The 23,526-nt window shown below is 33.7% G+C and carries 19 protein-coding genes; 13 read left to right on the top strand and 6 right to left on the bottom strand.

The genetic code is table 11. The features are described from left to right. From ACKVQX_RS14235 to msr(G), 8 genes are all read left to right on the top strand, one after another. Positions 1-840, top strand: coding sequence for a TnsA endonuclease N-terminal domain-containing protein (locus tag ACKVQX_RS14235; RefSeq protein ID WP_101035424.1), 840 nt, complete (start codon positions 1-3; stop codon positions 838-840). Beyond that, a complete protein-coding gene (locus ACKVQX_RS14230) occupies positions 837-3,002 on the top strand; it encodes a Mu transposase C-terminal domain-containing protein (protein WP_101035423.1) in 2,166 nt (721 codons plus the stop codon). Before ACKVQX_RS14235 ends, ACKVQX_RS14230 begins: the two co-directional genes overlap by 4 nt. Further along, positions 2,977-4,653: an ATP-binding protein gene (locus ACKVQX_RS14225; RefSeq protein ID WP_195862697.1), complete on the top strand. Its 1,677-nt coding sequence runs from the start codon at positions 2,977-2,979 to the stop codon at positions 4,651-4,653. Before ACKVQX_RS14230 ends, ACKVQX_RS14225 begins: the two co-directional genes overlap by 26 nt. A 69-nt stretch (positions 4,654-4,722) precedes the next feature. Beyond that, the gene (locus tag ACKVQX_RS14220; RefSeq protein ID WP_101035421.1) at positions 4,723-5,562 is read left to right on the top strand and encodes a TIR domain-containing protein; all 840 of its coding nucleotides are present in this window, start codon (positions 4,723-4,725) and stop codon (positions 5,560-5,562) included. Between the two features lie 26 nt (positions 5,563-5,588). Further along, the gene (locus ACKVQX_RS14215; protein ID WP_195862696.1) at positions 5,589-7,430 is read left to right on the top strand and encodes a TnsD family Tn7-like transposition protein; all 1,842 of its coding nucleotides are present in this window, start codon (positions 5,589-5,591) and stop codon (positions 7,428-7,430) included. Next, entirely contained in the window at positions 7,405-8,931 is a 1,527-nt protein-coding gene (locus ACKVQX_RS14210) for a Tn7-like element transposition protein TnsE (protein ID WP_195862695.1), read from the top strand. Before ACKVQX_RS14215 ends, ACKVQX_RS14210 begins: the two co-directional genes overlap by 26 nt. Before the next feature lie 1,047 nt (positions 8,932-9,978). After that, positions 9,979-11,172 carry a macrolide efflux MFS transporter Mef(F) gene (locus ACKVQX_RS14205; protein ID WP_101035418.1) on the top strand — a complete coding sequence of 398 codons (1,194 nt, stop codon included), beginning with the start codon at positions 9,979-9,981 and terminating at the stop codon, positions 11,170-11,172. Positions 11,173-11,289: 117 nt separating this feature from the next. Continuing rightward, positions 11,290-12,747: an ABC-F type ribosomal protection protein Msr(G) gene (msr(G), locus tag ACKVQX_RS14200; protein ID WP_195862629.1), complete on the top strand. Its 1,458-nt coding sequence runs from the start codon at positions 11,290-11,292 to the stop codon at positions 12,745-12,747. A gap of 358 nt (positions 12,748-13,105) precedes the next feature. On the opposite strand, the gene ACKVQX_RS14195 is transcribed toward msr(G), so the two are convergent. Then, a complete protein-coding gene (locus tag ACKVQX_RS14195; RefSeq protein ID WP_068450220.1) occupies positions 13,106-13,855 on the bottom strand; it encodes a hypothetical protein in 750 nt (249 codons plus the stop codon). 111 nt (positions 13,856-13,966) lie between these two features. On the opposite strand from ACKVQX_RS14195, the gene ACKVQX_RS14190 reads away from it, so the two are divergent. After that, a complete protein-coding gene (locus tag ACKVQX_RS14190; RefSeq protein ID WP_156422314.1) occupies positions 13,967-14,137 on the top strand; it encodes a hypothetical protein in 171 nt (56 codons plus the stop codon). A gap of 308 nt (positions 14,138-14,445) precedes the next feature. On the opposite strand, the gene ACKVQX_RS14185 is transcribed toward ACKVQX_RS14190, so the two are convergent. The 4 genes from ACKVQX_RS14185 to ACKVQX_RS14170 form a co-directional block, all read right to left on the bottom strand. Further along, positions 14,446-14,673, bottom strand: a complete 228-nt coding sequence (locus ACKVQX_RS14185; RefSeq protein WP_156422315.1) for a hypothetical protein — start codon at positions 14,671-14,673, stop codon at positions 14,446-14,448. Positions 14,674-15,137: 464 nt separating this feature from the next. Further along, positions 15,138-16,106, bottom strand: coding sequence for a hypothetical protein (locus ACKVQX_RS14180; RefSeq protein WP_156422316.1), 969 nt, complete (start codon positions 16,104-16,106; stop codon positions 15,138-15,140). 447 nt (positions 16,107-16,553) lie between these two features. Continuing rightward, positions 16,554-17,246 (bottom strand): hypothetical protein, encoded by a 693-nt coding sequence (locus ACKVQX_RS14175; RefSeq protein ID WP_325943629.1) that lies wholly within the window; start codon positions 17,244-17,246, stop codon positions 16,554-16,556. 87 nt (positions 17,247-17,333) lie between these two features. Beyond that, positions 17,334-18,149 carry a S8 family serine peptidase gene (locus ACKVQX_RS14170; protein ID WP_285215603.1) on the bottom strand — a complete coding sequence of 272 codons (816 nt, stop codon included), beginning with the start codon at positions 18,147-18,149 and terminating at the stop codon, positions 17,334-17,336. A 241-nt stretch (positions 18,150-18,390) separates the two neighbouring features. Between ACKVQX_RS14170 and ACKVQX_RS14165 the strand changes: the two genes are divergently transcribed. After that, positions 18,391-18,627, top strand: a complete 237-nt coding sequence (locus tag ACKVQX_RS14165; RefSeq protein WP_001159903.1) for a hypothetical protein — start codon at positions 18,391-18,393, stop codon at positions 18,625-18,627. A gap of 6 nt (positions 18,628-18,633) precedes the next feature. Next, positions 18,634-20,586 carry a hypothetical protein gene (locus tag ACKVQX_RS14160; RefSeq protein ID WP_000163792.1) on the top strand — a complete coding sequence of 651 codons (1,953 nt, stop codon included), beginning with the start codon at positions 18,634-18,636 and terminating at the stop codon, positions 20,584-20,586. Between the two features lie 71 nt (positions 20,587-20,657). Here the strand turns inward: ACKVQX_RS14160 and dfrG are convergent, their stop codons facing one another. After that, complete coding sequence (gene dfrG, locus ACKVQX_RS14155) at positions 20,658-21,155, bottom strand: trimethoprim-resistant dihydrofolate reductase DfrG (protein ID WP_000868795.1); 498 nt, start codon at positions 21,153-21,155, stop codon at positions 20,658-20,660. A 498-nt stretch (positions 21,156-21,653) separates the two neighbouring features. Here dfrG and istA point away from each other — a divergent pair, with 498 nt between their 5' ends. Then, positions 21,654-23,174, top strand: a complete 1,521-nt coding sequence (gene istA / locus ACKVQX_RS14150) for an IS21 family transposase (protein WP_405027609.1) — start codon at positions 21,654-21,656, stop codon at positions 23,172-23,174. A gap of 1 nt (position 23,175) precedes the next feature. Next, on the top strand, positions 23,176-23,526 hold a 351-nt coding region (locus ACKVQX_RS14145; protein WP_409136438.1), incomplete at its 3' end, for an ATP-binding protein.

The following is a 23,526-nucleotide window of genomic DNA, read 5'->3' as shown; positions in this document are numbered from 1 at the left end:
TTGTCCAAACGCAAACGAACAACACCGATAGAGAAAAAGCTAAAAGACGGTCTTGGTCAAGGAATAGGAATAGATTACAAGCCATGGCTAGTTATTCAAGATGTATCATCTCTTGGTCGCTCCACTCGCTTAAAAGGTATTAAAATTCCTCGACAGTATGAGTTTTTATCAGACTTAGAACGTAACTACTTTTATTTGTTGGAATATTCCGATTATGTAGTTGATATTCGTGAGCAATTTCCATTATTAGAGTTAGAGGAAACAATGATTATTGCAAATGAGTTGGGTATTAAACATCCAGCACATCCTGAAACGAAAGAGCCAATTGTTATGACAACGGATTTTGTAGTTACGAAAATGGAACAAGGAAAGCCTATCAATGTAGCTCGAACATTAAAATATAAGAATGACCTTATGGATAAACGCGTCATTGAAAAATTTGAAATCGAGCGAGAGTACTGGAAACGTAAAGGTATTGATTGGGGCATTGTAACAGAGTTAGAAGTACCGAAAGAAATGGCGATGAACATTTCTTTTGTACATTCTTATGCTGATTTAAATAGTATTGAAGATTTTAATGAATTTAGTGAAGCGGATATTGATATATTTAGCGTTCACTTAATTTCGACTTTACTTACGGAGGATAGAACAGTTAGAGAAGCTTGTACGCGTTTAGACGAGGTATTTTACTTAGCACCTGGCTGTGGTCTTACCCTATTCAAACATCTGATTATTACAAAAGCAATTGAAGTAGATTTAATGAATAGATTAGATGTAAATAGTGTTATTGAAATCCAATCTGTTCATAAGGATTATTCTGAGAAGGTGAAAGCAATATGATTTTTTATAACCAGGTGTATCAGTATGTGAATAAAGATAATGAAAATAAAATACGTGTTATCGAGTTAGACGATCCATTCGTTTACTATGTGGAGCTAAACGGTGATACTGCTATGCCTAAAAAAGTCACTTTGAAAACATTTGAGGATGAAATCGAAGCAGGTATTTTATTAGCAGTTTCAGACCCGTTTTTTATGAGCCAAGATGATAAATATTTAACTCCAAAGCAGGTTGAAAAACGAGATGGAGATTGGGAAGTAATAAATAGTTCATGGCAAGAACTTAAATGGCAGCTGCTTGAAAAGAAAACGCGTGATGTAACCTTTGACGAAATTGCTGAAAAGTTTAATTTGAAAAAGCTCAAGGCAAAAAGACTATTTACTCGTTTTTGGCAAAGAGGCTTAAATAAAAATGCTTTACTACCCGACTACAATAAATCAGGTGGTAAAGGTAAGGAAAGAGATTTATCAGGGGCAAATAAAGTAGGAAGACCTCGTAAATATGCCTTAAATAATGATTTAAACGAAGGTATTAATATTACTGACGATGTGAAAAAACAATTCGCACATGTAATAAAACAGTACTACCGTAAAAAAGAGCAGATAACTTTAACAGATGCATATGAATTTTTACTACGTGACTTCTACTCTAATAAATATGTTGAAGATGGTGAAGTGAAATATAGTGTGTGGGATGCTTCAATAATTCCGAGTTATAACCAATTTTACTATTGGTTTAAAAAGTATGAGGATCCACAGTTAGATATTTCTATGCGTAAAAGTAAAAAAGAGTTTGAACTAAAGCATAGACCAATTTTGAGTAATTCTACACAGGAGGCAGACGGACCCGGTACTCGATTTCAAGTTGATGCCACGATTGCTGATATTTACTTAGTGAGCTCATTTAATCGTTCTTTAATTATTGGACGTCCAGTTGTTTACGGAATTATAGATGTGTATTCAAGGCTATTTACAGGTGTATACGTTGGTTTAGAAGGTCCTTCTTGGATAGGTGCGATGATGGCTCTAGATAATATGATTACAGATAAAGTTGCTTTCTGTGCAGAACATGACATTTATATTAATGATTCACAATGGCCAGCTAAACATTTACCAGAAATTATAATTGCAGATAGAGGCGAGTTTGAAGGTTATTCAGTAACAAGTTTAATTAATAACTTTAATATCAAAATTGAAAACACTTCTGCCTATCGTGGGGATTTAAAAGGAGTCATTGAACGTCAGTTTGGTACCATCAATGGCAAAATAAAACGTAAAGCACCAGGAGCGATTCAAAAAGAATATCGTGAGCGTGGAGATCGAGATTATAGATTAGATGCCACGTTAAATTTAAAGGAATTCACTAAAATTGTTATTCATTTAATGCTACAACATAATCAAAAAATTATTGATAAATATCCTTTAGAAAAAGCAATGATTGAAGATGGCTTAGTGGCTACCCCACTTAATCTTTGGTCCTGGGGTATTGCTAATAAAAAAGGACGCTTACAAGTTACAAATGACAAAAACATATATAGGCTAAATATATTACCACGCGGAAAAGCTCGTATTACTAGAGCGGGTATTAAATTTAAAGGGCTTTCTTATGGTTCTGATAAGGCTATTAATGAGCAATGGTATGTGAAGTTGAGAAGTACAAGCATTGAAGTTGCATATGACCCTAGAGATATGAATCAAATCTATATCCCATCTAATGATGGTAAAAGCTTTGATATTTGTTTCTTGTTAGATACAAGCGAACAATACAAAGGAAATACGTTAGATGAAATCGAATTTTATCAGGAATATCTTGAAGAACTAAAGGCAGAGCAGTTTGTTGAACAGAAAAATAACAGTATCAATACGGATGCAACAATTGAAGACATTATTAAAAAAGCTAAATCAGAAAAGAAAAAGCAGCCCAAACCAACTTCAAAAACCGAACAAGTTCGTAATATAAAGGTAAATAGACAGGCGGAAAAAGCATTACAAAGAGAAGAGGAAAAATTTGATTTAGTTGATAGAGAAGCAAAAATGAATCAACAACCTACACAAATATTAGAATTCCCAAAAATAAAAGAAGAATCACCTAAAAAATCGAGTTCAGGCATAATGAGTAAATTGAAAAGAAAGCGAGATGAGCAGTTTGGAGAAGACGAATAATGTTGTTTTAAAAGGCGATTATGAGGAAGCGGTCTACAAGCAACAACTCCTTCCAGAGTACAAAAATAACCCTTTTCTAGAAGCTCTTCCGCCTATTTTCAATGAGGATGACGTATTAGATAGATTTATGGTAACCCCACGGATAAGTAAGGAAGACAAGCAGAAAGATATTAATATTCGTTATCACGTATTAAAGCGTGTGAAAAATTTCATTCAGCCATTACCGATCCATTTTGAAGTAGAACGTCGTTTATCAACTTTGATACGCAGAGGATATTTAGCTAGAAACCCATTAGATAAAACATTTTTTGAACGTCTTAAAGTATTGCATGAATTACGGGAAGATGAGGAACAAGCTCATAAATATATCGATGATCGTTTATATTATATTCGTTCAACTGCCGATAGCCTTTCGATTATTGGGATTTCTGGAATTGGTAAGACGACAGCAATAGAGCGTCTTTTATTAATGTATCCTCAAGTCATTAAACATGATATTTACAAAGACCAACCATTTAATCGTACTCAAATAGTGTGGTTGAAAATCGATTGTCCATATGATGGAAGCCTCTCTACGTTATGCAAAAGCTTTTTTAAAGCAATCGATGATTTATTAGGAACTCGTTATTTAGAAAAGTTCGGTTATTTAAATCGAGTTACATCTACAATGCTTCTCCATATGACATCTTTAGCTAGTATGTACGGGATTGGTGTACTCGTCATTGATGAGATTCAGCATTTGTTACATGCTAAAAATGATCAAGAAGAGATGTTAAATTTCTTTGTAACATTATCTAATACTGTTGGAATTCCTACAGTCCTAATTGGTACTTCTAAAGCGCAGCAACTGTTCAAAGGAAATTTCCGTCAAGCTCGACGCGCGGCAAGTGATGGAGCAATTATTTGGGATAGGATGGACGAAGAAAGTGAAGAATGGGAGTTCTTTCTTGAAACGCTTTGGAAATTGCAATGCCTTAAAACACGCTCAGAGCTCACAGAAGACGTTAAAAAGACGTTTTATGACGAGTGCCAAGGTATAACGTCGGTAGCTGTTAATCTGTTTATTTTAGCGCAAGAACGCGTTTTATTTGATGAACAAAATGAAGAAGAAATATTAACATCTAAAGTAATTAAAAAAACGGCCAAAGAAGATATGAAAATTATTCAGCCAATGCTAAAGGCGATAAGGAATAATGATTTTACTGCGATGTATAAGTATGAGGATATTATGATTAATCTAGATGAACTGATGATGAATCATAAGAAGAATACGCAGTATGAAGGTAAAGTACAAGCAGCAATGAAAGAACGTCAGAATACGTTAGAGTACAAGCGGAAAGAATTAATTGAAGCGTTAAGCGTAGAAGCCGCATCTTTAGGCATATTTCACTCATTATCTTCAACAGATATTCTAAAAGCTACTCAAAAAATAGTAGAAGATACCCCAGCTGATACGGATGAAATTGTTCTGAAATCAAAACTGATACCTTATTTAATTGAGATGAATGAAAGAGTAAAAGAAAAGAAGAATTCTATAGCTTCTATAGATAAAGTATTACCTTTACTAATTTTAAGAGAGCAAGCATTGAAGAAAAAAATACATCCTTACGATTTATTAAAAAGTAAAGGATACATTAAAATAGAGATATAAAGCTGTAGAAAATATTAGATAAATATAGCATTATTAATTTTTATTATTGTAAAAAAGGGGATGAAATAAATGTTGTATCAAGTATTTATGGAAGTGACAAATATTCCAGGTGCTAGTGAAAACTTAAGTTTATACGAATATGATAAAGAAGACAAAAATAAAATTATTGAAGAAACTATTCTACCATTCTTAAAAAAAGAAGAACTACAGTTTAATGGTTATTTTTTGAATTCTCAAAATGTAGTTAGAATAGTGGTTAAAACTACGGAATTCCCTATAAAAACAATAGTGGAAAGAAAAGATGCAGAACTACCAGAGAATTTTATCTGGATTGTGACTAAAGAAGAAGCTTTTAGTGATGATGATTATACCCTTGATGTAACATCGGAAATAATGAAAGAAGCTAAAATTAAAATGGAAGATTATGAAAATATATTAATGAATCCTTCTCAAGTTGAAATAGATAACAAAAAAGTATTTATAGTGCATGGTCATGATGAGAGTGTGAAAATCTCTGTCGCTAGGTTTTTAGAAAGATTAGACTTGAAACCTATAATTCTACATGAACAAGCTAGTGGTGGGGCAACAATTATTGAAAAAATAGAGAATAATGCAGATGTAGGTTTTGGTATTGTACTTTATACCCCTTGTGATTTAGGGAAAGCTAAAGCTAGTGATGAACTACAAATGAGAGCAAGACAAAACGTTGTATTTGAACATGGTTATTTAATTGGCAGATTGGGGAGATCTAATGTGTGTGCATTAGTTAAAGATGATATTGAAAAACCAAATGATATATCAGGAGTTGTATATATTAATTATGATTCAGGGAACGGTTGGCACATGGATTTATTTAAAGAACTAAAGAATGCCGGTTACGACTTGGATGCAAATAAGTTATTTGTATAATTTATTAATGTCTATGAGGTGATTAAATGCTACCTTTCTTCACAAACCCATATCCAAATGAGTTGTTGTATTCAGCCATTGCTCGTTACCACTTTTATAGTGGGAATCTTGATTGTAAAGATACGTTGGAAGAGTTGTTTGGCAGTCGTTGTGTGATACCGAGTGTGGAGATTGGCAGCTATTTTTCTGTTTTGGCAGAAAAGCTAGGACCGCATTACTCGGTAGAATCGCTTTTATCCAACCATACGATTTATCCGTATTATGCTTCGTTTTTATCGAAAGCACGGCAGCAGGAAGTTTTGCAGGATGTATTACAAGATGGACAGGCATTATATACAAGGCTTGGCATGATTGCGGGAAGTGTTTGTAAAAAGGATGGTTTATATTATTGTGCCGAATGTGCTAAAGCAGATGATGCACAATACGGAGAACCGTACATTCATAGAGAGCATCAGCTTCAAGGAATTAATTATTGTCTACATCATGAAGTGTCTTTGCGTAAATATCCAACTACAACAGATAGTCGGATACAATATGTCAGATTTGAATTAAAACATATGAATTTAACAGCTATTTACGAAACGGATCCATATAAGGATATAGCTGTAACAATAGCAAAGCAGGCATATCAACTGTTGCAATTACCTTTACATGGACTTTCAAGGGAAATCATAAGTTCTAAGTATCGAGCGTTATTAAGAGAGCGCAATTTAATAACAGCCTCAAATTGTGTGCGACAAAAGGAGTTATATCAAGCGTTCGAGTCACATTTCCCAAAGGACTTTTTGCAACTGTATGAAAGTGAATTAAACGAGGCATACGAATATAATTGGTTGAAGGTGTTATTGCGTAATTCCAAGCGTCATGTACATCCGCTACGTCATTTATTTCTGCTGGATTTTTTACAACAGGATATAGAGAGTTTTGGAACTACTTCAGCTGATCAAGGTGCATTTGGTAATGGTCCATTTCCTTGTTTAAATAAGGCTGCATCACATTACAAGCAGTTCATCATTCAAGATGTAGACGTAACAAGGGATTCTAAAACGAAAAATTTAATTGGCACATTTACATGCTCATGTGGGTTTATTTATGCAAGAAAACAATCGACAGACATATTCAAGATAGGTCGAGTAAAAGAGTTTGGTCATGTATGGCATCAAAAATTAATTGAACTTTCATGTGAAAACATAAGTATCAGAGCAATTGCAAGAGAGTTAGGCGTAGATTCTAAAACCGTAAAAAAATATTTAGAACAGCCATCATTCAAACAGGACCAGCAAAAGGTTCCTATTACAGTATCAAACTTAGATTCATATAAAGCTGAATTTATTACGATTGTGCAAAAGCATCCGCAATCAAGTAGAACGCAATTACGTAAAACTTACCAAAAAGAATATATGTATTTATACCGTCACGATAAAGAATGGTTGTTTAGTATATTACCAGCCCATCAAAAGCGTTATAACGAGGTTAAGACCGTCGATTGGAGTAAAAGAGACAAACAATATACAATTGCAATAAAAACGCTATATGAGCAATTATGGGCGTCTGAGAAGCCTATTCGAATTACGACATCTCTTTTAGGTAAACGTTTAGGGATAATAGCCAATCTTGAAAGACATTTAGAACAGCTGCCTATTACAAAGCGTTTACTTGAGCAAATTACGGAAAGTGTGGAACAATTTCAAATTCGCAGATGCTGTAGAATCATTGATAATTTGAAAAATGAATCAAGCGATGTGAAATTGTGGCGTGTTCAAAGATTGGCAGGGATAAAGTCAAAGGATTTTAAAACGATTCGGTCAATATTAGAGGCGTATTTACAGGAAGGTGGAATCGATGAAAAGCAAAGATATAAAGCTTAAGAATTGGCCGTTTGATCAAGGTGCACGCGTGAAATTAGAATGGATCGGTGCACCTTTTAGATACGAAAAAAAGATTGTGCTGCCAGTTTATTTTAGTGGAAAAGTTAATGGATATTATACAACTGAAAAGTTAATAGTTGATTGGACTGTATTAGCTTCTTTAAGAATCCAGCATTATTACGTAGATGGGGTTATTACGCAACCTATCTCACCTAACCAAACTGAAGAAATTATCATTACAATAGATCCAAATTACGTTGGCTATTTTGAACAAAACTATTCAATACGCGGGACAAAATATACAGAAATATCGCAAACTTTCGTTATCAAATACAATGGGGAGCGTTTCTACCTACCTTTAATTGAAGTGCTTAGAGGAATCATTGCACCGAATGCATTCCTGTTGAATTGTTTATTTGAAATGAACTCTTTCCCGTTATATTTCACAGAACAATATGAGTCGGATTTATTACGATTACACTTCGCGTCTTCATACAATGCAAAGTATTTAAAGAACGAGTATTTACATCATTTAGTGTGGCTATTAATGAACAATAACGCTCGTAAAGTATATGAAAGTATAGCTAGTAATTTTCATTTTAATGACTCTCTTAAGTTTGAATGGCCATTTCAAACACCAATCAAACTAAAGCTACGTGTGAAAAAAACACCAACAGGATATACAGTTCTATATATTAAGGCGATGCTAGATAAAGAATTGCAGGTTTCTAATTTGGAAATTACTCACCCTAGCCTTGTTCGTCATGAAAAATCGAATGAACCAAGAAAACGTATAATTCTCCCCCTTTCAACTTCAGGCGATTATGAAGCGGATGTAACAGTTGATGGACGTACAAATGAATTTGATGAAGTAATGACTGATACTTTAACTCATGAATACGTAGATGCTCTAGTAATTACTAAACAAAGAATAACTTCATCCAAACAACGCGAGGGAATTGATCACAACACTAAAAAGACTGTCAAAGCAGTTAATAACAGCCGTTCAATGGGGGATATTGGCGGAACAAGTCTATTAAGAGGCTTAGAAGTTAAGTCATTACAAAATACATATGTTAATGGTGAATTAGCGGACTTTAAAGAAGTATTAAATGAGTTATCAAGAGCTTATTTTGTAGAAAGTGTGGAGGCATATGTTGGTGAGTTAACTGACATAGGAGAGCGTTCATTTGCGTTTTTAGATGATGGCATTACTCCTAGAAAGTATATAGTGGCATATGTAAAACTAAGGAATGGAAAAGAAGTTGCATTGTTAGAAGTTGAACGCGCTGGGCGTAGTGTTTCTACTTTAATTATTACATCCTTAGATTGTTCAAATATTAAATTGCATATTGAGCCTTTACTAAAATACATTATATTCAGCTCAGGTAGTTGGTTAAAAGAAGGTTTAGTTAAATGGGAAAAGAGCCTAGCGATTTATAAAGTAAAGCACACGAGTAACTTTAAAAAGTTGGTATTCAGTAAAATCTCAGACGTTTAATAAATAATCCTTTTAATACACTTAAATGGAACACTCCATAAATGGTGGTTGCGACAAAACAAAAACTTAACTTTTGTGTGTCCGAAACCTTGACCTAAATCCAGCTCGCTGTTACCCTGTTTTTTGGTAGATAGTATAGTTAAATGAGATTTTATTTATTATATTTGTGAAGTAATCTACTTAAACAAACGAAAGTGCTGTAGTTTAAAAAGGATTTATAACGTATACATCAATAAATATAATAACGTTCCCAAATGGAAGTTTGGGGGCATAGGGAAAAGCGACAAACGTTGATATAACGGCCATTTGTCTCTTTTTTAGTGGAACATTGTTTATGCAACTTTTTATGCAAGCACGGCAAACACTTGATACAAGGCAGAACAATCTATAAAATAGTAAATGGAAAGGGAGATTATAGTTTCTACCCGTAATCTTTTTTCTGCAAACGGGCCATTATCCAAAATACCACATAACAGAAGAAATTTATGATAAATATATATTAAGTTTTGAAATATTGGTATTTATGCCAAAGGGTATTCAGTACAGTGCAAGAAAAATAGTCTTAGTTAACTTGACTTTTTTTATTAAAAATATATAATTACTAATGTATTTTATAAACTATTAGGAGGATTATTAAAAATGACACATTCTATGAGACTACGTTCCCTATCTTTGAACAAGTAATTAAATACGTTCAAAGGCTCTGTTTGTATTTACAGAGTAAATGGGAGTAGTCTGTCCTTTTTTAATAATCTTCATTTCAAAAATCCACCCAATCCATACTTGTGGTTTGTCTAACTATTTTGATGTAGGCAATATACTGTTTGATTTATTTGGGATGGAAAGATGTTATGATGAGAAAGGCGACTTGTTCTGCCTTTCTTTATTTTTATCTTTTTCACTTTCTTAGCCATGCTCATGCTAGAGCTAGGTATGTTTAGTGATGACTTTCTACAAGTCACAAAAAATAAGGATGGATCTCTTTCCCTTTACTCTAAAATCACAAGCAGATGCTTGTGATTTTTTTATTATTTGGAGGTAGGGAAAATGGATAATATGAATTGGAAACGGAAATTTATTGCGATTTTTACAGGGCAGTTCTTTTCACTATTAAGCAGTGCTGCTGTTCAATTTAGTATCATTTGGTGGTTAACAGATACATCAGGAGGTTCTCCACTGATTTTAACATTAGCAGGACTGGCTGGATTTATGCCACAAGCATTGTTAGGTCCTTTTGCAGGAACTATTACTGATCGTTATTCACGAAAAGTGATTATGATAATTGCAGATATGACGGTTGCACTTGGAAGTTTAGCTTTATTTGTATCAATGTATTTTTATGATCCGAGTATTATATTGGTGATAATTGTATTGATCGTTCGTTCATTAGCAACTGCATTCCATATGCCGGCTATGCAAGCGTCTATTCCACTAATAGCCCCAAAAGAGCATTTGACAAAAGTTTCTGGATGGGGACAGACAGTGGCTTCTATATCAAATATTGTTGGTCCAGCAGCGGGGATGTCATTACTAGCGATAAGCTCCGTTGAGTGGGTTCTATTACTAGATGTCTTTGGGGCAGTAATTGCTAGTAGTATTTTGCTATTTATTCACATTCCAAATGTACAGAGTTCAGAAACTGTTGATTCTTCTAGTTTTATCAGCGATATGAAAGAAGGATATCATGCACTTGTAAAACATCCTGTTTTATTAAGGTTAACAGTCACGATTACGATTGTTTCGGTGCTGTATATTCCGCTAGGCACTTACTTTCCGCTTATGACACGAAATCATTTCGAGAAGGGCGTAGTTGAAGCTGGAATAATCGAAATTGTTTTTGCTGTTGGCCTCATCTTTGGTGGTATATTAATGGGGATTTTCGGAGATCGATTTGAAAAATTGAAACTCATTGTTAGCGGAATGATACTGATGGGGATTGCCTTATTCATTTCTGGCACACTTCCATCAACTTTATTCTATGGATTTATCGTAATGGCTGGTCTAGTGGGATTGTCTGGTCCATTATTTTCAGCTCCGTTTTATGCTCTTATCCAAACCGAAATTGAACCTCATTTACTTGGGAGAGTGTTTAGTTTTGTTGGAAGTTTGGCATTACTTGCAACACCGTTGGGTTACGCATTTGCTGGGGTTCTGATCCACTTAACAAATGTGGCCGTATTATTTTTGATTACAGGTATATTAATTGTATTAAATGCTGTTATCGTAAGGAAAGCAAAATAGGAGGGGAATTTCATGCAATTTTTACTATTCTTTTGATACGAGCTTGGTTTTGAGAAAGAGGCTCGTATCGATTCTAGCTATCGATACGGAATAAAAATATTTCGGGGGTAGCGAAAGATGGAACAAATCTGTTTTGAATTAGAAAATGTAGAAGTGACATATCTAGATAAAGAGGTTTTAAAGATTGAAAGATTAGCTGTACACCAATTTGACCGTATCGGCATAGTCGGTAAAAATGGTGCAGGTAAAAGCACGTTACTAAAATTACTGGCGGGTATCATTAAGCCAACAACGGGAAAGGTGAATCGGCTTGTTGAGAATGGCTATTTTGAGCAACTTGAAACTCCATCAGTACGTGATGCTGATCCAGTGTTACTTGGAAAATTAGACGTACCAAAAGACTCTAATCAGCTAAGCGGTGGGGAACAAACAAGGATGAAACTCGCTAAATTGTTTACTCATTATTATGAAGCTTTATTAATTGATGAGCCGACTACTCACTTAGACCAAGAGGGGATTTCGTTTTTGCTCGATGAACTTAGGTATTACTACGGAGCGCTTGTATTAATTAGTCATGACCGTTCTGTATTAGATGAACTAGTTACGACAATTTGGGAAGTTCATGAAGGTAAGGTACGAATCTATTCAGGAAATTACAGCGACTACATGGCACAAAAGAAGTTAGAACGTGAACAGCAGAGTCAAGCACATGAACAGTTCATAAAAGAAAAGAGCAGGCTAGAAAAAGCAGCACAAGAAAAAATGAAGAAAGCTGAAAAAGTTGCACAAGCAGGTCGATTGTCAAAAAAAGATGCGAATGCAAAGCCGGATAAGTCCTTTATGACAAAATCCAAAGGTACGAGCCAAAAAGCTATGCAGCGTGCAGCAAAGGCCATTGAGCAACGAATGGAAAAACTTCAGGAAGTCGATGCTGTAAAAGAGGATAGGCAAATAAACTTCCATCAATCGAGAAATTTAGAGCTGCATAATAAATTTCCGATAATGGCAGACCGATTTACTCTTCAAGCGGATAACAAAGTATTATTAAATGAAGTAAGTTTTCAAATGCCGCTTGGTAAAAAAATTGCAATTTCGGGTAAAAATGGTGCTGGCAAAAGTACTTTACTCCACCATATTGCTATCAATGCGCCCGGTTTAACAATTTCACCAAAAGCAAAAATTGGATACTTTCGTCAAATGAGCTATCAATATACAAGGGATGAAACGGTATTGGAATTTCTGAAAAATCGTTCTGAATACGATGAGAGATTTTTACGAAGCGTTCTACATTCCATGTTGTTTGTCGGCACAGATATATTAAAAAGTGTAAAATCATTAAGTGGTGGTGAAGCGATTCGTCTACAATTATGTCAATTATTTTTAGGAGAGTATAATATTTTATTGTTAGATGAACCAACCAATTTTTTAGATATCTATGCTATTGAAGCGTTAGAAAGATTTATTACAGCATATAAAGGCACTATTATCTTCGTATCACATGATCGCAGGTTTATTGATTGTGTAGCAGATTGTATATATTTCATTGAAGATCAACAGCTAAAATTAAGGGGTTGATTAATGATGAAGGAGAAATAATGGGGTTATTATCAAAATAAGATCTTTCGTAATTGGGTACTGTTTTGAAGAATACAGTAGAGAATTATCAAACTTTTTTATAAAAATAGTGTAATACTTCATAAAGAAAGAACCCGTTTTGATCAAACTTTTTTCAAAACGGGTTCTTTAAATTTAACGTAAGATAAGCCTTTGTCGCTTCATTTTGATCAAACTTTATTTTAAACCTACACCAAGCAACATTTTTATTGCTTGGATCCTTTTAATTTTCTTCTTTTGGCTAGTTTTGTCCCAGCCTCTTTTTGATAGAAGTTATGCATGATGTTGATAGAAATTGAGATTTTTCTTCTATTTAAAATTACCATTTCGATACTCTAGTTTTGTTATAAATAGGTGTTTCCTTCTTCTTATATGATTTTTTTGAAGACCAAATTTTGGTTTGAACATTTAGTCCTTTGCTATTGTAATAAGTTTTAACTTGATAATATTGACCCGCTACTTTTGGAGGAAACCCTTTTACAACACCTAACCCTGATCCTGTATAAGTCATCAACCATCCTGATGCTGCTGCTGTAGTTATTTTTCCACCAGGAAAGAGTTTTATTGCATAACCTATACCTGTTACATAAATATATTCTGATATTGCGGAAGATTTAGTGATTTCAAATCTTTTTATTGTAGTACCTGTAGGATAATTAAATACATTTTTTAGAAATTTTGATGTTGAATATCTGCCAGCCGACAATTTAAATTGAACTTGTTGCGTGCCTATCACTTTTAATTTAGGCTTTGGAATAGTCATACTATAGGTTCCTTTTTTATTCTTAATTGCCTTATAGTAGTTATGGTGGCTTCCAATTCTATATTTTGAAGGCCATGAATATCCTGCTGAAATATTTACAGATGTTATTGAATGCCCTGGAGAAAAACCTTTTTTTACTTTATACTTAATTGTAATAGTTCCATCTTTATTTTTTGTGACAGATTTTGCTGTAACATATTGATCTATAACAGGGTTATTGTCAGCACTTGCTTTATTAGGAATAAATATAATGCTAGATATAAAAACTAGGTTGACTATCATTATTAAACTAATAATTTTTTTCATTAAAACCACTCCTTTTTACATACTTTACATTAAAAACCATGTAAAATTAATAAATAAAAGGAAAACAAGAATTTATATCTATAATTTTTATAAAAGGAGGTCTAATGAACTGTGAACAAAAAAGTAAAATATACCTTTTTTATAATAGGTATTATTATGATTTTTGTAGGATTACCTTATTTAATGGGTTATACCACAAACAATCTAATTAAGTACTCTTTATATTTAGGCCCAATAATTGCTATCCTTTTTATTCCTATTCCCCAAAAAAGAAAAGAATAATAAAGCATATATTCTGAATCGACTAGGGGGCTTATAAGAAAAGGCATTGTTATAGAAGATACCATCAGTGTAAAATATCGATTGAAATTTTCTCCTTTTTATGATTTTATCTATTTATTTTTGTAACACAAATGTAATATTTCGAATAATTTCTCGCAAAAGTAGAAAAGTAGAAATTTCCACTTAGCAAATTTATAAAAAAGACATTGAAGTTATCAAAAAAATCGTGGTTAAATAGATTAGCATCTAATACTTCTTAGATTGCAATAGATTCCGGTTGATAATCATATTCTTTTTGAACAATAACCCTAACTTTCTCTACATCTAGCTGCATATTCCCATAACACCCCTTTACACGAAATAGCCAATCTTTTCCATGCAAAAAAGTAGCCGTAATTGGTTACTTTTTTTTTCGTTTTTTTCATTTTTGCGTCAGCAAATTTTGCTTTTAACGGTCTGAAAAAATTTGGCTCATCGGTACGATCCGCCAAATTTTTGTGCCAGGGATTTTTGATTTTCGCACGCATCATGAACATGATGTGTAAGTGCGCCCTGTTCCTTGCAGCTCTTTTATTTTTCATTTCGAGTGCAACGACACAAAAGGTTTTAGGAATTCCTAACAAGCAAAAATGAAATTTTAGGGATTACCATGGTAATCCCGTAGCTTGCCCTCACCAAAAATCGAAAAAAATGTGTGGGCAAATGGTGGACATTCGATTTTTTTTGGTGGGCAAATGGCGGGCAAAGCCCTCAAAAGTGGTGGGCATACGGTGGGCAAATGAAAAAAATCACGCTATCACGAAAATACTAGGCTCTGCCTAGACCATCACGTAAGTGATAGCACATTTCCCTTATGCTCTTTCTCACTAATCGACAAAATGCGTGTTCAAAACAAATTTCAAAAAGTGCAAAATCATTTTTAGAAAAACGGAACCGAAAAATTTATTTTTGTGCGAGAAAAAAACAAAAAGTTGGCGATCCTTTTTTTATTTTGAATTCCCTAGCGATAATATTTTTCTAATTCATTTTCGTAAAAAGCGTGTTTTTCGTTCAACGCATTTTGATATAATTCACCAATTTCTTGGCTCATTTTTTTAGCAGGTGCTGGTGTTAATTTTTCAATTTCGTTGAAAACATACGCTGTTAACTCTTCGTTTAAGCAATGGTTAATAAATCCACGCATGGATTTAATGTGGTCGAGTTTTTTATTTTTACGTGCGTCTAAACAAACCTCAACAACTCGTAATAAGTGTTCAAGCATGATGTCTTTATGTTCTTTCCACACGTCAAACTTCGTAAAGCTGTGTACTTTGCTATAAATCATTTCTGTTACGGCTTTTACATCGGATCTGCGGTTCATTAGGCTGTTGTACATGGCTTGTTTTAATCGACTAATGAATTTTAGTGGCTTAAAGTCCGTTGGATTTTTCACTGGTTGTGTAAGCAGCGTGATTTTTCGTTCTTGCTTAATAGCGATTGATTTAGAAATGGTTTTAAACCCGTATGAATACGTATTTAATAATTTATTTTTAATGGCTTTAATAAAGACAGATTTATGTGGTGACATTTCCATATTTGCGTTTGGTGACTGTGCGACTTCGTCTGATTGCTTGCTACGCTTGAGTTCTTCGCATTCTTTCGCAATTTTTTCGATGTTTGTCCCCACTTTCTCCGTAGGGACATTTTGACATTGGTACGGTTGCCATACATAAATAGATGGGCCCTTTAAATTTGTTTTTGCTGTGCGTGTTTCGAGTGTCACAAGCATGCCTAAGTTTTTCGCTTTGGCTACGGCACGTTTGGCTGTACGTAAATCAAAACTAAAGTCGAATTCTTCTTTTGCGACTTTAACAACGGTCTTTAATTTTAGTGTAGCGATTCCTGGCACCTTTACAGAGTGTCTCACAATCGTTTTAAGGGCTTGTAGCTCTTTTCTGCCGAATTCCTTCTTGTGATCCGCTAACCACATCTCAAAGGCTGTATTGAGGTCTTTAGCGGTTGTGAAGTTGGCAAATGCCTTATAAGGGGTAGCGTCAGATTTCCGCAGATTTACAACGATAAGGAGTTTTAATAACGTTGGTTAGTAAGATTTTGTTTTTGAGCAATGTTTTGAAACAAATTATCCTCAAAATATAGCCACTTTTAGCAGCATTACTAGGTTGTATCAAAATCCGTCGTTTATAGGACAGTTATTCCTTATCTTTGTTATATCAAGCAGTTTAAAGTAACTATAAGGGCTTAACGTTGTAAATCCGCATTTTTATGACGGGACCCCAACATAAAACGAATTAAGGTAAAATAAAAAATGAGCTCGGTACAATACCGAACTCATTTTTTACAAGATGTTTAAACGAAATAACTATGTCTAATTTTTAGGGATCACTTCAATTATCTTGCTTTTTTGTAATCTTATAACTTAATCTCCTAAGTCATATTTTAACTTTGAACTATAATAACTTGTATCAAAATCAAAATTTATTAATTTGTTCAAATCATAACTTTTTTGTTTATAAATTTCCTTCATATATTGTAAGAAAATATAACGACAAGCGTAGAGCTCACTTACATCATCTGTATCCTCTCGTAATTCAACATAGTCAATTTCTTCATCGTAAGTATCATGTGTGATCGCTTCAAATTCTAAATTCGTATGCCACATGAAATCTAAAAAACCTTGTAAAACGGCTTCTTTATAGGTATCTAATGAAAAAGTCGCGATTACTTGTTTTTCATAATGGAATTCTACGGTTTTTTTATGATAAAAAATTGTGATTTTAAAATTATCCATAACATAATCACTCTCATAAAGTACTAAATAAGTATTTCTATCAAGAGATTTATCTTGTGGTAATAAAGTTGAAATTAGAGTAAACCAAAAATTATATAATTCATCTACTTTTGTATCAAACTTATCAAAAAGCAATGGTTCACCATCTACATAGAAAACAACTCTACCTCCAGGATATCCCCCAGATCGTCCAAATGCATAATTAAATACATCTAAATCGTCCAAATTTGTCATTTCGATATAACCTGGATACGTTTGATTTTCATCTAGCTCTTCTTTTTCAGGTGGAATTTTAATGTATGATTTAATTTCAAGTTTCATTTTTCTTACTTCCTTTCAGCAGGATAAAAAGAAGATACTGTTAATGTTTTCTTATTCCCTATATTAATACGTAATTTATAATTTACTTTATTTATTTTTTTTTTTATAAACTATAATTTGAGATTTGTCTTTTCCTTTTGCTCGTTTAACTATATGTTTGGAGTTACTATTAATTGTTTGTTGTATATAATTCCAAATTTTTTTAATACTAATATCAGGATCAAAGAATGTCTTTCCTTCTACTTTTTCTCCTTTCCAATATTTAAGATGATGTTCAACTAAAATATGTTCTAATGTATTAGAGCCCATTTTTACTACTTTCCCTGTTTTTCCTACTTTAAAGGTATCACCTTTATAATCTTTCAAAGCCTTTTTTGCTTTTTTCTTAGGTTGTCCTTTGTAAGTTTTTCCTGCAATCTTAATTGAATTTTTTGTTAGATTTTTTGCAGCTACTGATGCTACTCCTCTAATAATAACGCCACCAATTGCGATGGCAATTGGAATCCATTTAGCTTGATTAATCAATTCTTTTAATTCTGGAATATCTTTTTTAAATCCAAAACTCATATTAATGATATCTACATCTTGATCGATTGCTTTTTGCAACGCTGTTAATACTTTCTGTTCAGAAACATTAGTACCAGAACTTGTTACCGAATAATCAATAATTGTTATTTTTTTCTGATTATTTTTCTCAATCTTGCTTAATATAGCTTTTAACATGATATCTGCATGAGTATCTGTTGTTTTTTCATAAGATTCTACAATTACTTCACTATATTTTTTTTTTGATAGCCCTGAGTCTAAAAGAGCAATTTTAACATGATTAGGTACTACTACATTTTTGTTATTAAAATAAATTAATAAAGTACCTAAAGAAAAAATAAAAGAAGCAATAACCATAGTATAAGTAGTTCAGTTTTGGAGTACAAAAAGTGAAAATGTAAACCTAAATGAGTATCAAATTGCAACTGAATTTGATACTCGTTTTTTATTGTTAAATCAACGTTTGTTGTTAATTTACACCACAAAATGTAAGTTAAAATGTATATAAAAATGCGAACGTGAAATAATTATTGTAGGAATGCAAATTGGTGTGTTAAAATGGTTACAATTTACTAAGCAAAAAGGGGTGCATTTTCCTATGCAATTTCTTGAGCCAAAAAATAAGAACGCTAAGTCTGTGGATTGGGAAATATCAGAGCAAGTAAGGGTGATAGTTAAGCAATACGCTGAATATGCAGAGCGTACTGAAAGCGAAGCAGTGGATGAATTCTTATTGAACATTTTAGACGATAAGAAGTTTATTGAATGGATTGCCAACAAGCGAAGTAATAAGCGGATTGTTGAAAAAATGGGTATCAAAGATAGAGTGGGTTGATAGACAATGACCAAGCTTAAAAGATTAGCCACGAAGGAAGATGAAATTGTAGATGTTAAAATTCCGATTTCAAACGAAGAATTAAAAGATAGGGCTAAACAATATGATTTATTAACTCCAAAACGATTTGCAACAAGGTATAACAAAATGTTGTTCTTGCCAACGTCTTTTAAATGGAACGGTTCTGAATATCCCATTCAATATAATTACTGCATCAATCCGTTTTGTTGTAATTTTGGGAAAGAACAGCACAAATTCAAAGATGTAAAAGGGAAACCAAGTCGATATAAAATGACTGGTAGTTCCAAAGATAAAGGTCATAAAGGTATGTACTGCAATGACAATCCTATTGGCAGAGGTGTATCGCAAAACTGTACAGTAACCCCTTTATCTAATTGGTCTGTTGTTGAAGAAATTAAACGCCTTATAGAAATCAATAGCATCCAAGATGTTGAGCCAGATTATCAATTTCATAAAGAAGGCTGCTCGGAAGAAGAATCAACCCCATTCAATGAGCCGAAGCAATTTTACAAAAGGGGGAAAAGTAGGGGCAAATCTCAACGCTATCAATGTAAGGCGTGTAAGAAGTTCACTAATGTTCTACCAAAAAGAGAAGAAACCACTACTTATCACCAACAAAAGAACACCATTCTTCCAATGTTCGCTAAGATGGTTGTTGGAAGGGTTTCAGTCAGTCGTACTTGTGATATTTTAGGAATTGGAGTTGGAACCTACTATCATAAGCTGGAGTGGCTGTATAGGCGTTGTTTGGAGTTTTTAGAACGATATGAGACACAACCCCTTCAAACAAAGAAATTTAACGAGATGTGGCTTAATACGGACAAGATGCACTACTACCTAAATAACGTCCGTAAGAAAGGACAAGGTTCAAAGAAATATACGGGGTTTGAAGACCTTAATATGCAAACGTATATAGTTGTATCTGCTGAGGTCTTATCAAGATATGTGTTCCGTTCTGATGTTGCCTATGATTGGAATATTTCAATGGATGAATTAAATGAAGATACAAGAAAATTCAAAGAAGACCATCTCAATACTTTTAGTCGTAAAAATGATAGGTTAGATTGGTCTTATTATCCACAAGAACCATCCGCTAACGATAGCGAAAATAGGAATGCTTATCTTCACGAATTAGGGAAAATTACTAATAGGAGTAGATTTGTCGATGGTTTAAATGTTGATGCTCCTTATACTACAACTGCTCACTATTGGTTAATTAAACAAATGGTTAATGCCGACGAATGGCGAATGATTAGTGATGATGACTTCTCTATTAGAAACGCCTTTTATAGAGTATTCACGAAAGAATTAAGGTTGAGCGATGCACATCATTTTATTTGCCAAGTTAACAAGACGAAAAGCAGAAAACAATGCTTAAAAGAATTCGGACAAGCAAAAGCAGAACTGCTCGATTGGGGAGATATCAGAGGATTCAAAACAAAGTTTCTACGGACTTTGGCATCTCATTATCTAACTGAATTACTAACAAGTCATCAATTCCACGAAGAGGCTATTAGTAAAGATGGAGAAAGATATCGCAAATATGCCGATAACCCTATCAAACATCCATTAGCCACTAAGGATAAAGGATTTTATTCAGTTGATTGTAGAACGGATTTATCTGCTCTGGAACCAAACGAAATCGCAAAGATGCTATTAAATGTTAATGACCATTCGACCAATAGCTTTATTCAACAGATAAGACGTTATATATCATCTCTTGAAAGACCATTAACAACAGCTCGTGGTGATAAGAAGAGCTATATTTACGCTAACTTCAATCCGAAGTATGCTCAATTTGCGATTACAATTCTAAGAACTTACTACAACTTTTGTCGCCCTTTTAAATCAGCGGATAAAAAGGTTTTGACACCTGCTCAAAGATTAGGGATTACAGATAAACAATTTGATTGGAAAGATATAATTTATTTCAAATGACAAAAAGAGCTTGGAGTAATCCCAAGCTCTTGTGCTTTATCTTTACTGTTCTTCTTCAATTAACGCACCCGTTAACTCAATAAGTTTTTTCTTTCATATACATGAAAATAGTAGTTATACGGATTTTTATCATTCTTTATCCCTTTTTGGGCAAATACCTCATTCCATTCCTCATAATTCACTTCTGGAAAAAAAGTATCTCCTTCGAATTCATGATGTATTTTTGTGATGTACATTTTCTCAACATAAGGGAAAAACAAATTATAAATCTGTTCTCCTCCGAAAATAAAAATTTCTTCTTCGTTTTTACATAACTCAAAAACATCTTCTATTGAATGAACAATTTCACAACCATTAAAGGTAAACCCCTTATCTCTCGTCAGAATAATATTTCTTCTGTCAGGTAAGGCTCTTCCGATTGATTCAAGGTTCTTCCTACCTAATATTATCGGATGTCCCTTTGTAGTATTTTTAACATATTCCCAGTCCTTGGGAATCCTCCAAGGAATGTCATTCTCTTTGCCAATCACTCTATTCTTATCCATCGCAGCAATCAAAGAAACTTTCATTTATAACACAGCCTTTTTAACTAATTTACCATCTAATTTCTTATTTCTATCAAAAAACCTTTTCTCATTATCCTGCCCGTTAGTTGAATAAGCAATTTTTTCTATAAGTTATATTATCATAATACCACAAAATCACAAATTTTCATTCAATTATCATTTTCAATTGCATTTTATAAATCATTTTGTATGTAATTTGGTATGTAAGTTAAAATGAAAAAAGTAGTCCATTTTGAAGTACATTTTGTCATTTTGTACTCCAAAACTGAACTACTTAACCATAGTATGGTTCCCTTTATTTTTACTCAGAGTGGGGTTAAACCGCTTACATCTATCAACATGTCGCAACGATATGTTGAGCTGTATGAAAAATTGTAACCGCTAAAATAAAATTAACAGTTTTTGCTCATTTCAATTGAACACTTTTTCACCAATTCAATAGTTTCCTGTAAACTGGAAATATCAGTTTAATAGGAGGCTGTACTAATGGAGGAGAAGCTTGTGTTACATATCGAAATTCATCAATTGCGTGATCGTGGATTAAGGATTGTGCAAATTGCAAAGCGACTAAGAATATCACGTAATACCGTGTATAAATATTTAGATATGTCATTTGAAGATGCAGTAAATGAGTTTAGTCAGACTGGCCGTAAGAAGAAGCTGGATGAATACAAAGATTGGATTGTAGGTTGGTTACTTGAGTTTCCAAGCTTAACAGGGGCACAAGTTTTAGATTGGCTACAAGAGAAATACCCTGAAATTGATGTTGGGGAAAGTACAGTTAGACGTTATGTAAATGAAATTCGCGAAATTTATCAAATTGATAAGGTAGATGAACCCCGTGAATACGAAGCGGTCATTGAGCTGCCACCAGGGAAGCAATTACAAGTAGATTGGGGACAAACTATTCAAAAAACATCAGGTGGTAAAGAAGTGAAATTATACTTCGTTGCCTTTGTGTTAGCGCACTCTCGACATAAATTCACTGTGTGGTTAGATCGTCCTTTTACGACAAGAGATACAATAGCCTGTCACGAAAAAGCTTTTCAGTTTTATGGCGGTATAACAGATGAAATTGTGTACGATCAAGACAATTTAATTGCGGTAAGTGAAAATGCAGGCGACCTCATTTTAACAAAGGAATTTCAACAGTATATAAAAGACCGGAAATTTAAAATCTATCTGTGCCGCAAAGCAGATCCCGAATCCAAAGGTAAAATAGAGAGTGTTGTAAAATACGTAAAATATAATTTCGCTAAAAATCGAATTTATACAACACTTGAGGACTGGAATGAGAGGTCTTTAAAATGGTTAGAACGTACCGGGAATTATAAAGTGCACAATACAACAAAAAAGAGACCTTTCGAAGTGTTTCTCCTGGAAAAGCAACACTTAAAAAAAGTCTCTACACCGCTTCCTATATTAGAAAGCAACCATACAGAAATTATAACAAGGAATGTCAACAAGGACAACACAGTCCGGTACACATCGAATCGATATTCCGTTCCACTAGGAACCTATACGAATTATCCAGTCGTACAAATAGTGCCCCAAGGGCAAAAATTAAAAATCTTAGCACCGCATACTGGCGAAATACTTGCGGAACATACCATCAGTTTAGAAAAAGGCAAGTTGATAAAAAATCTAAATCATGGACGTGATCGCTCTAAGTCGCTCGATGAGTTACAACGAAATGTGCTCACTTTATTTCCATATGATGGGGCCGAACAATATATTCAAGATGTTTGTCATACATACGGTCGATATCGTAGAGATCAATTATTGTTATTCCAAAAAATTGCGAAAGAGAATCCCGAATGGTTATCTGCAGCAATACATAAATGTATTCAAGAAAAGTTATACAGCGCAAATGAGTTCCGAGACGTTGTCGCCTATTTTAAGCGTACAAATATCGAACCTGAGCAGCCAATAACTACTGTAAAAGAATCAAAAGAATCGCTAGCAATAGCAGTTCAAACGAGAGATTTAAAAGAATACATTCAACGTATGGGAGGCAAATAATATGAGTAAAAGTGTGGCAGATATCCAACAGGCATTTAAGCAATTACGTTTAGCAGAAACCGCTGAGGGGCTCCCAGAGCTTCTCCGCCAAGCGGAACAAGTATCGTGGACATATTTAGAATTTATTGATGAACTAACAACATTAGAGCTTAGAAGACGAGAAGAAAAGAGTATCGAAAAGCGTTTATCGTGGGCACGTTTCCCATACCATAAGCCGTTGCATATGTTTCAGTTAGAGGAGCAAACAGCGATTACAGAGCGCCAAATGAAACAGCTGCAGGAGTTCCAATGGTTAGAGCAAAGTTACAATTTAATTCTTTTGGGACCACCTGGTGCAGGGAAAACATTATTG

The organism is Kurthia sp. ISK08, assembly GCF_046159805.1.
GTDB lineage: Bacteria > Bacillota > Bacilli > Bacillales_A > Planococcaceae > Kurthia > Kurthia gibsonii.
Note: the sequence above shows the minus strand (reverse complement) of the source record. Positions and strands in the feature narration are given on the sequence as shown.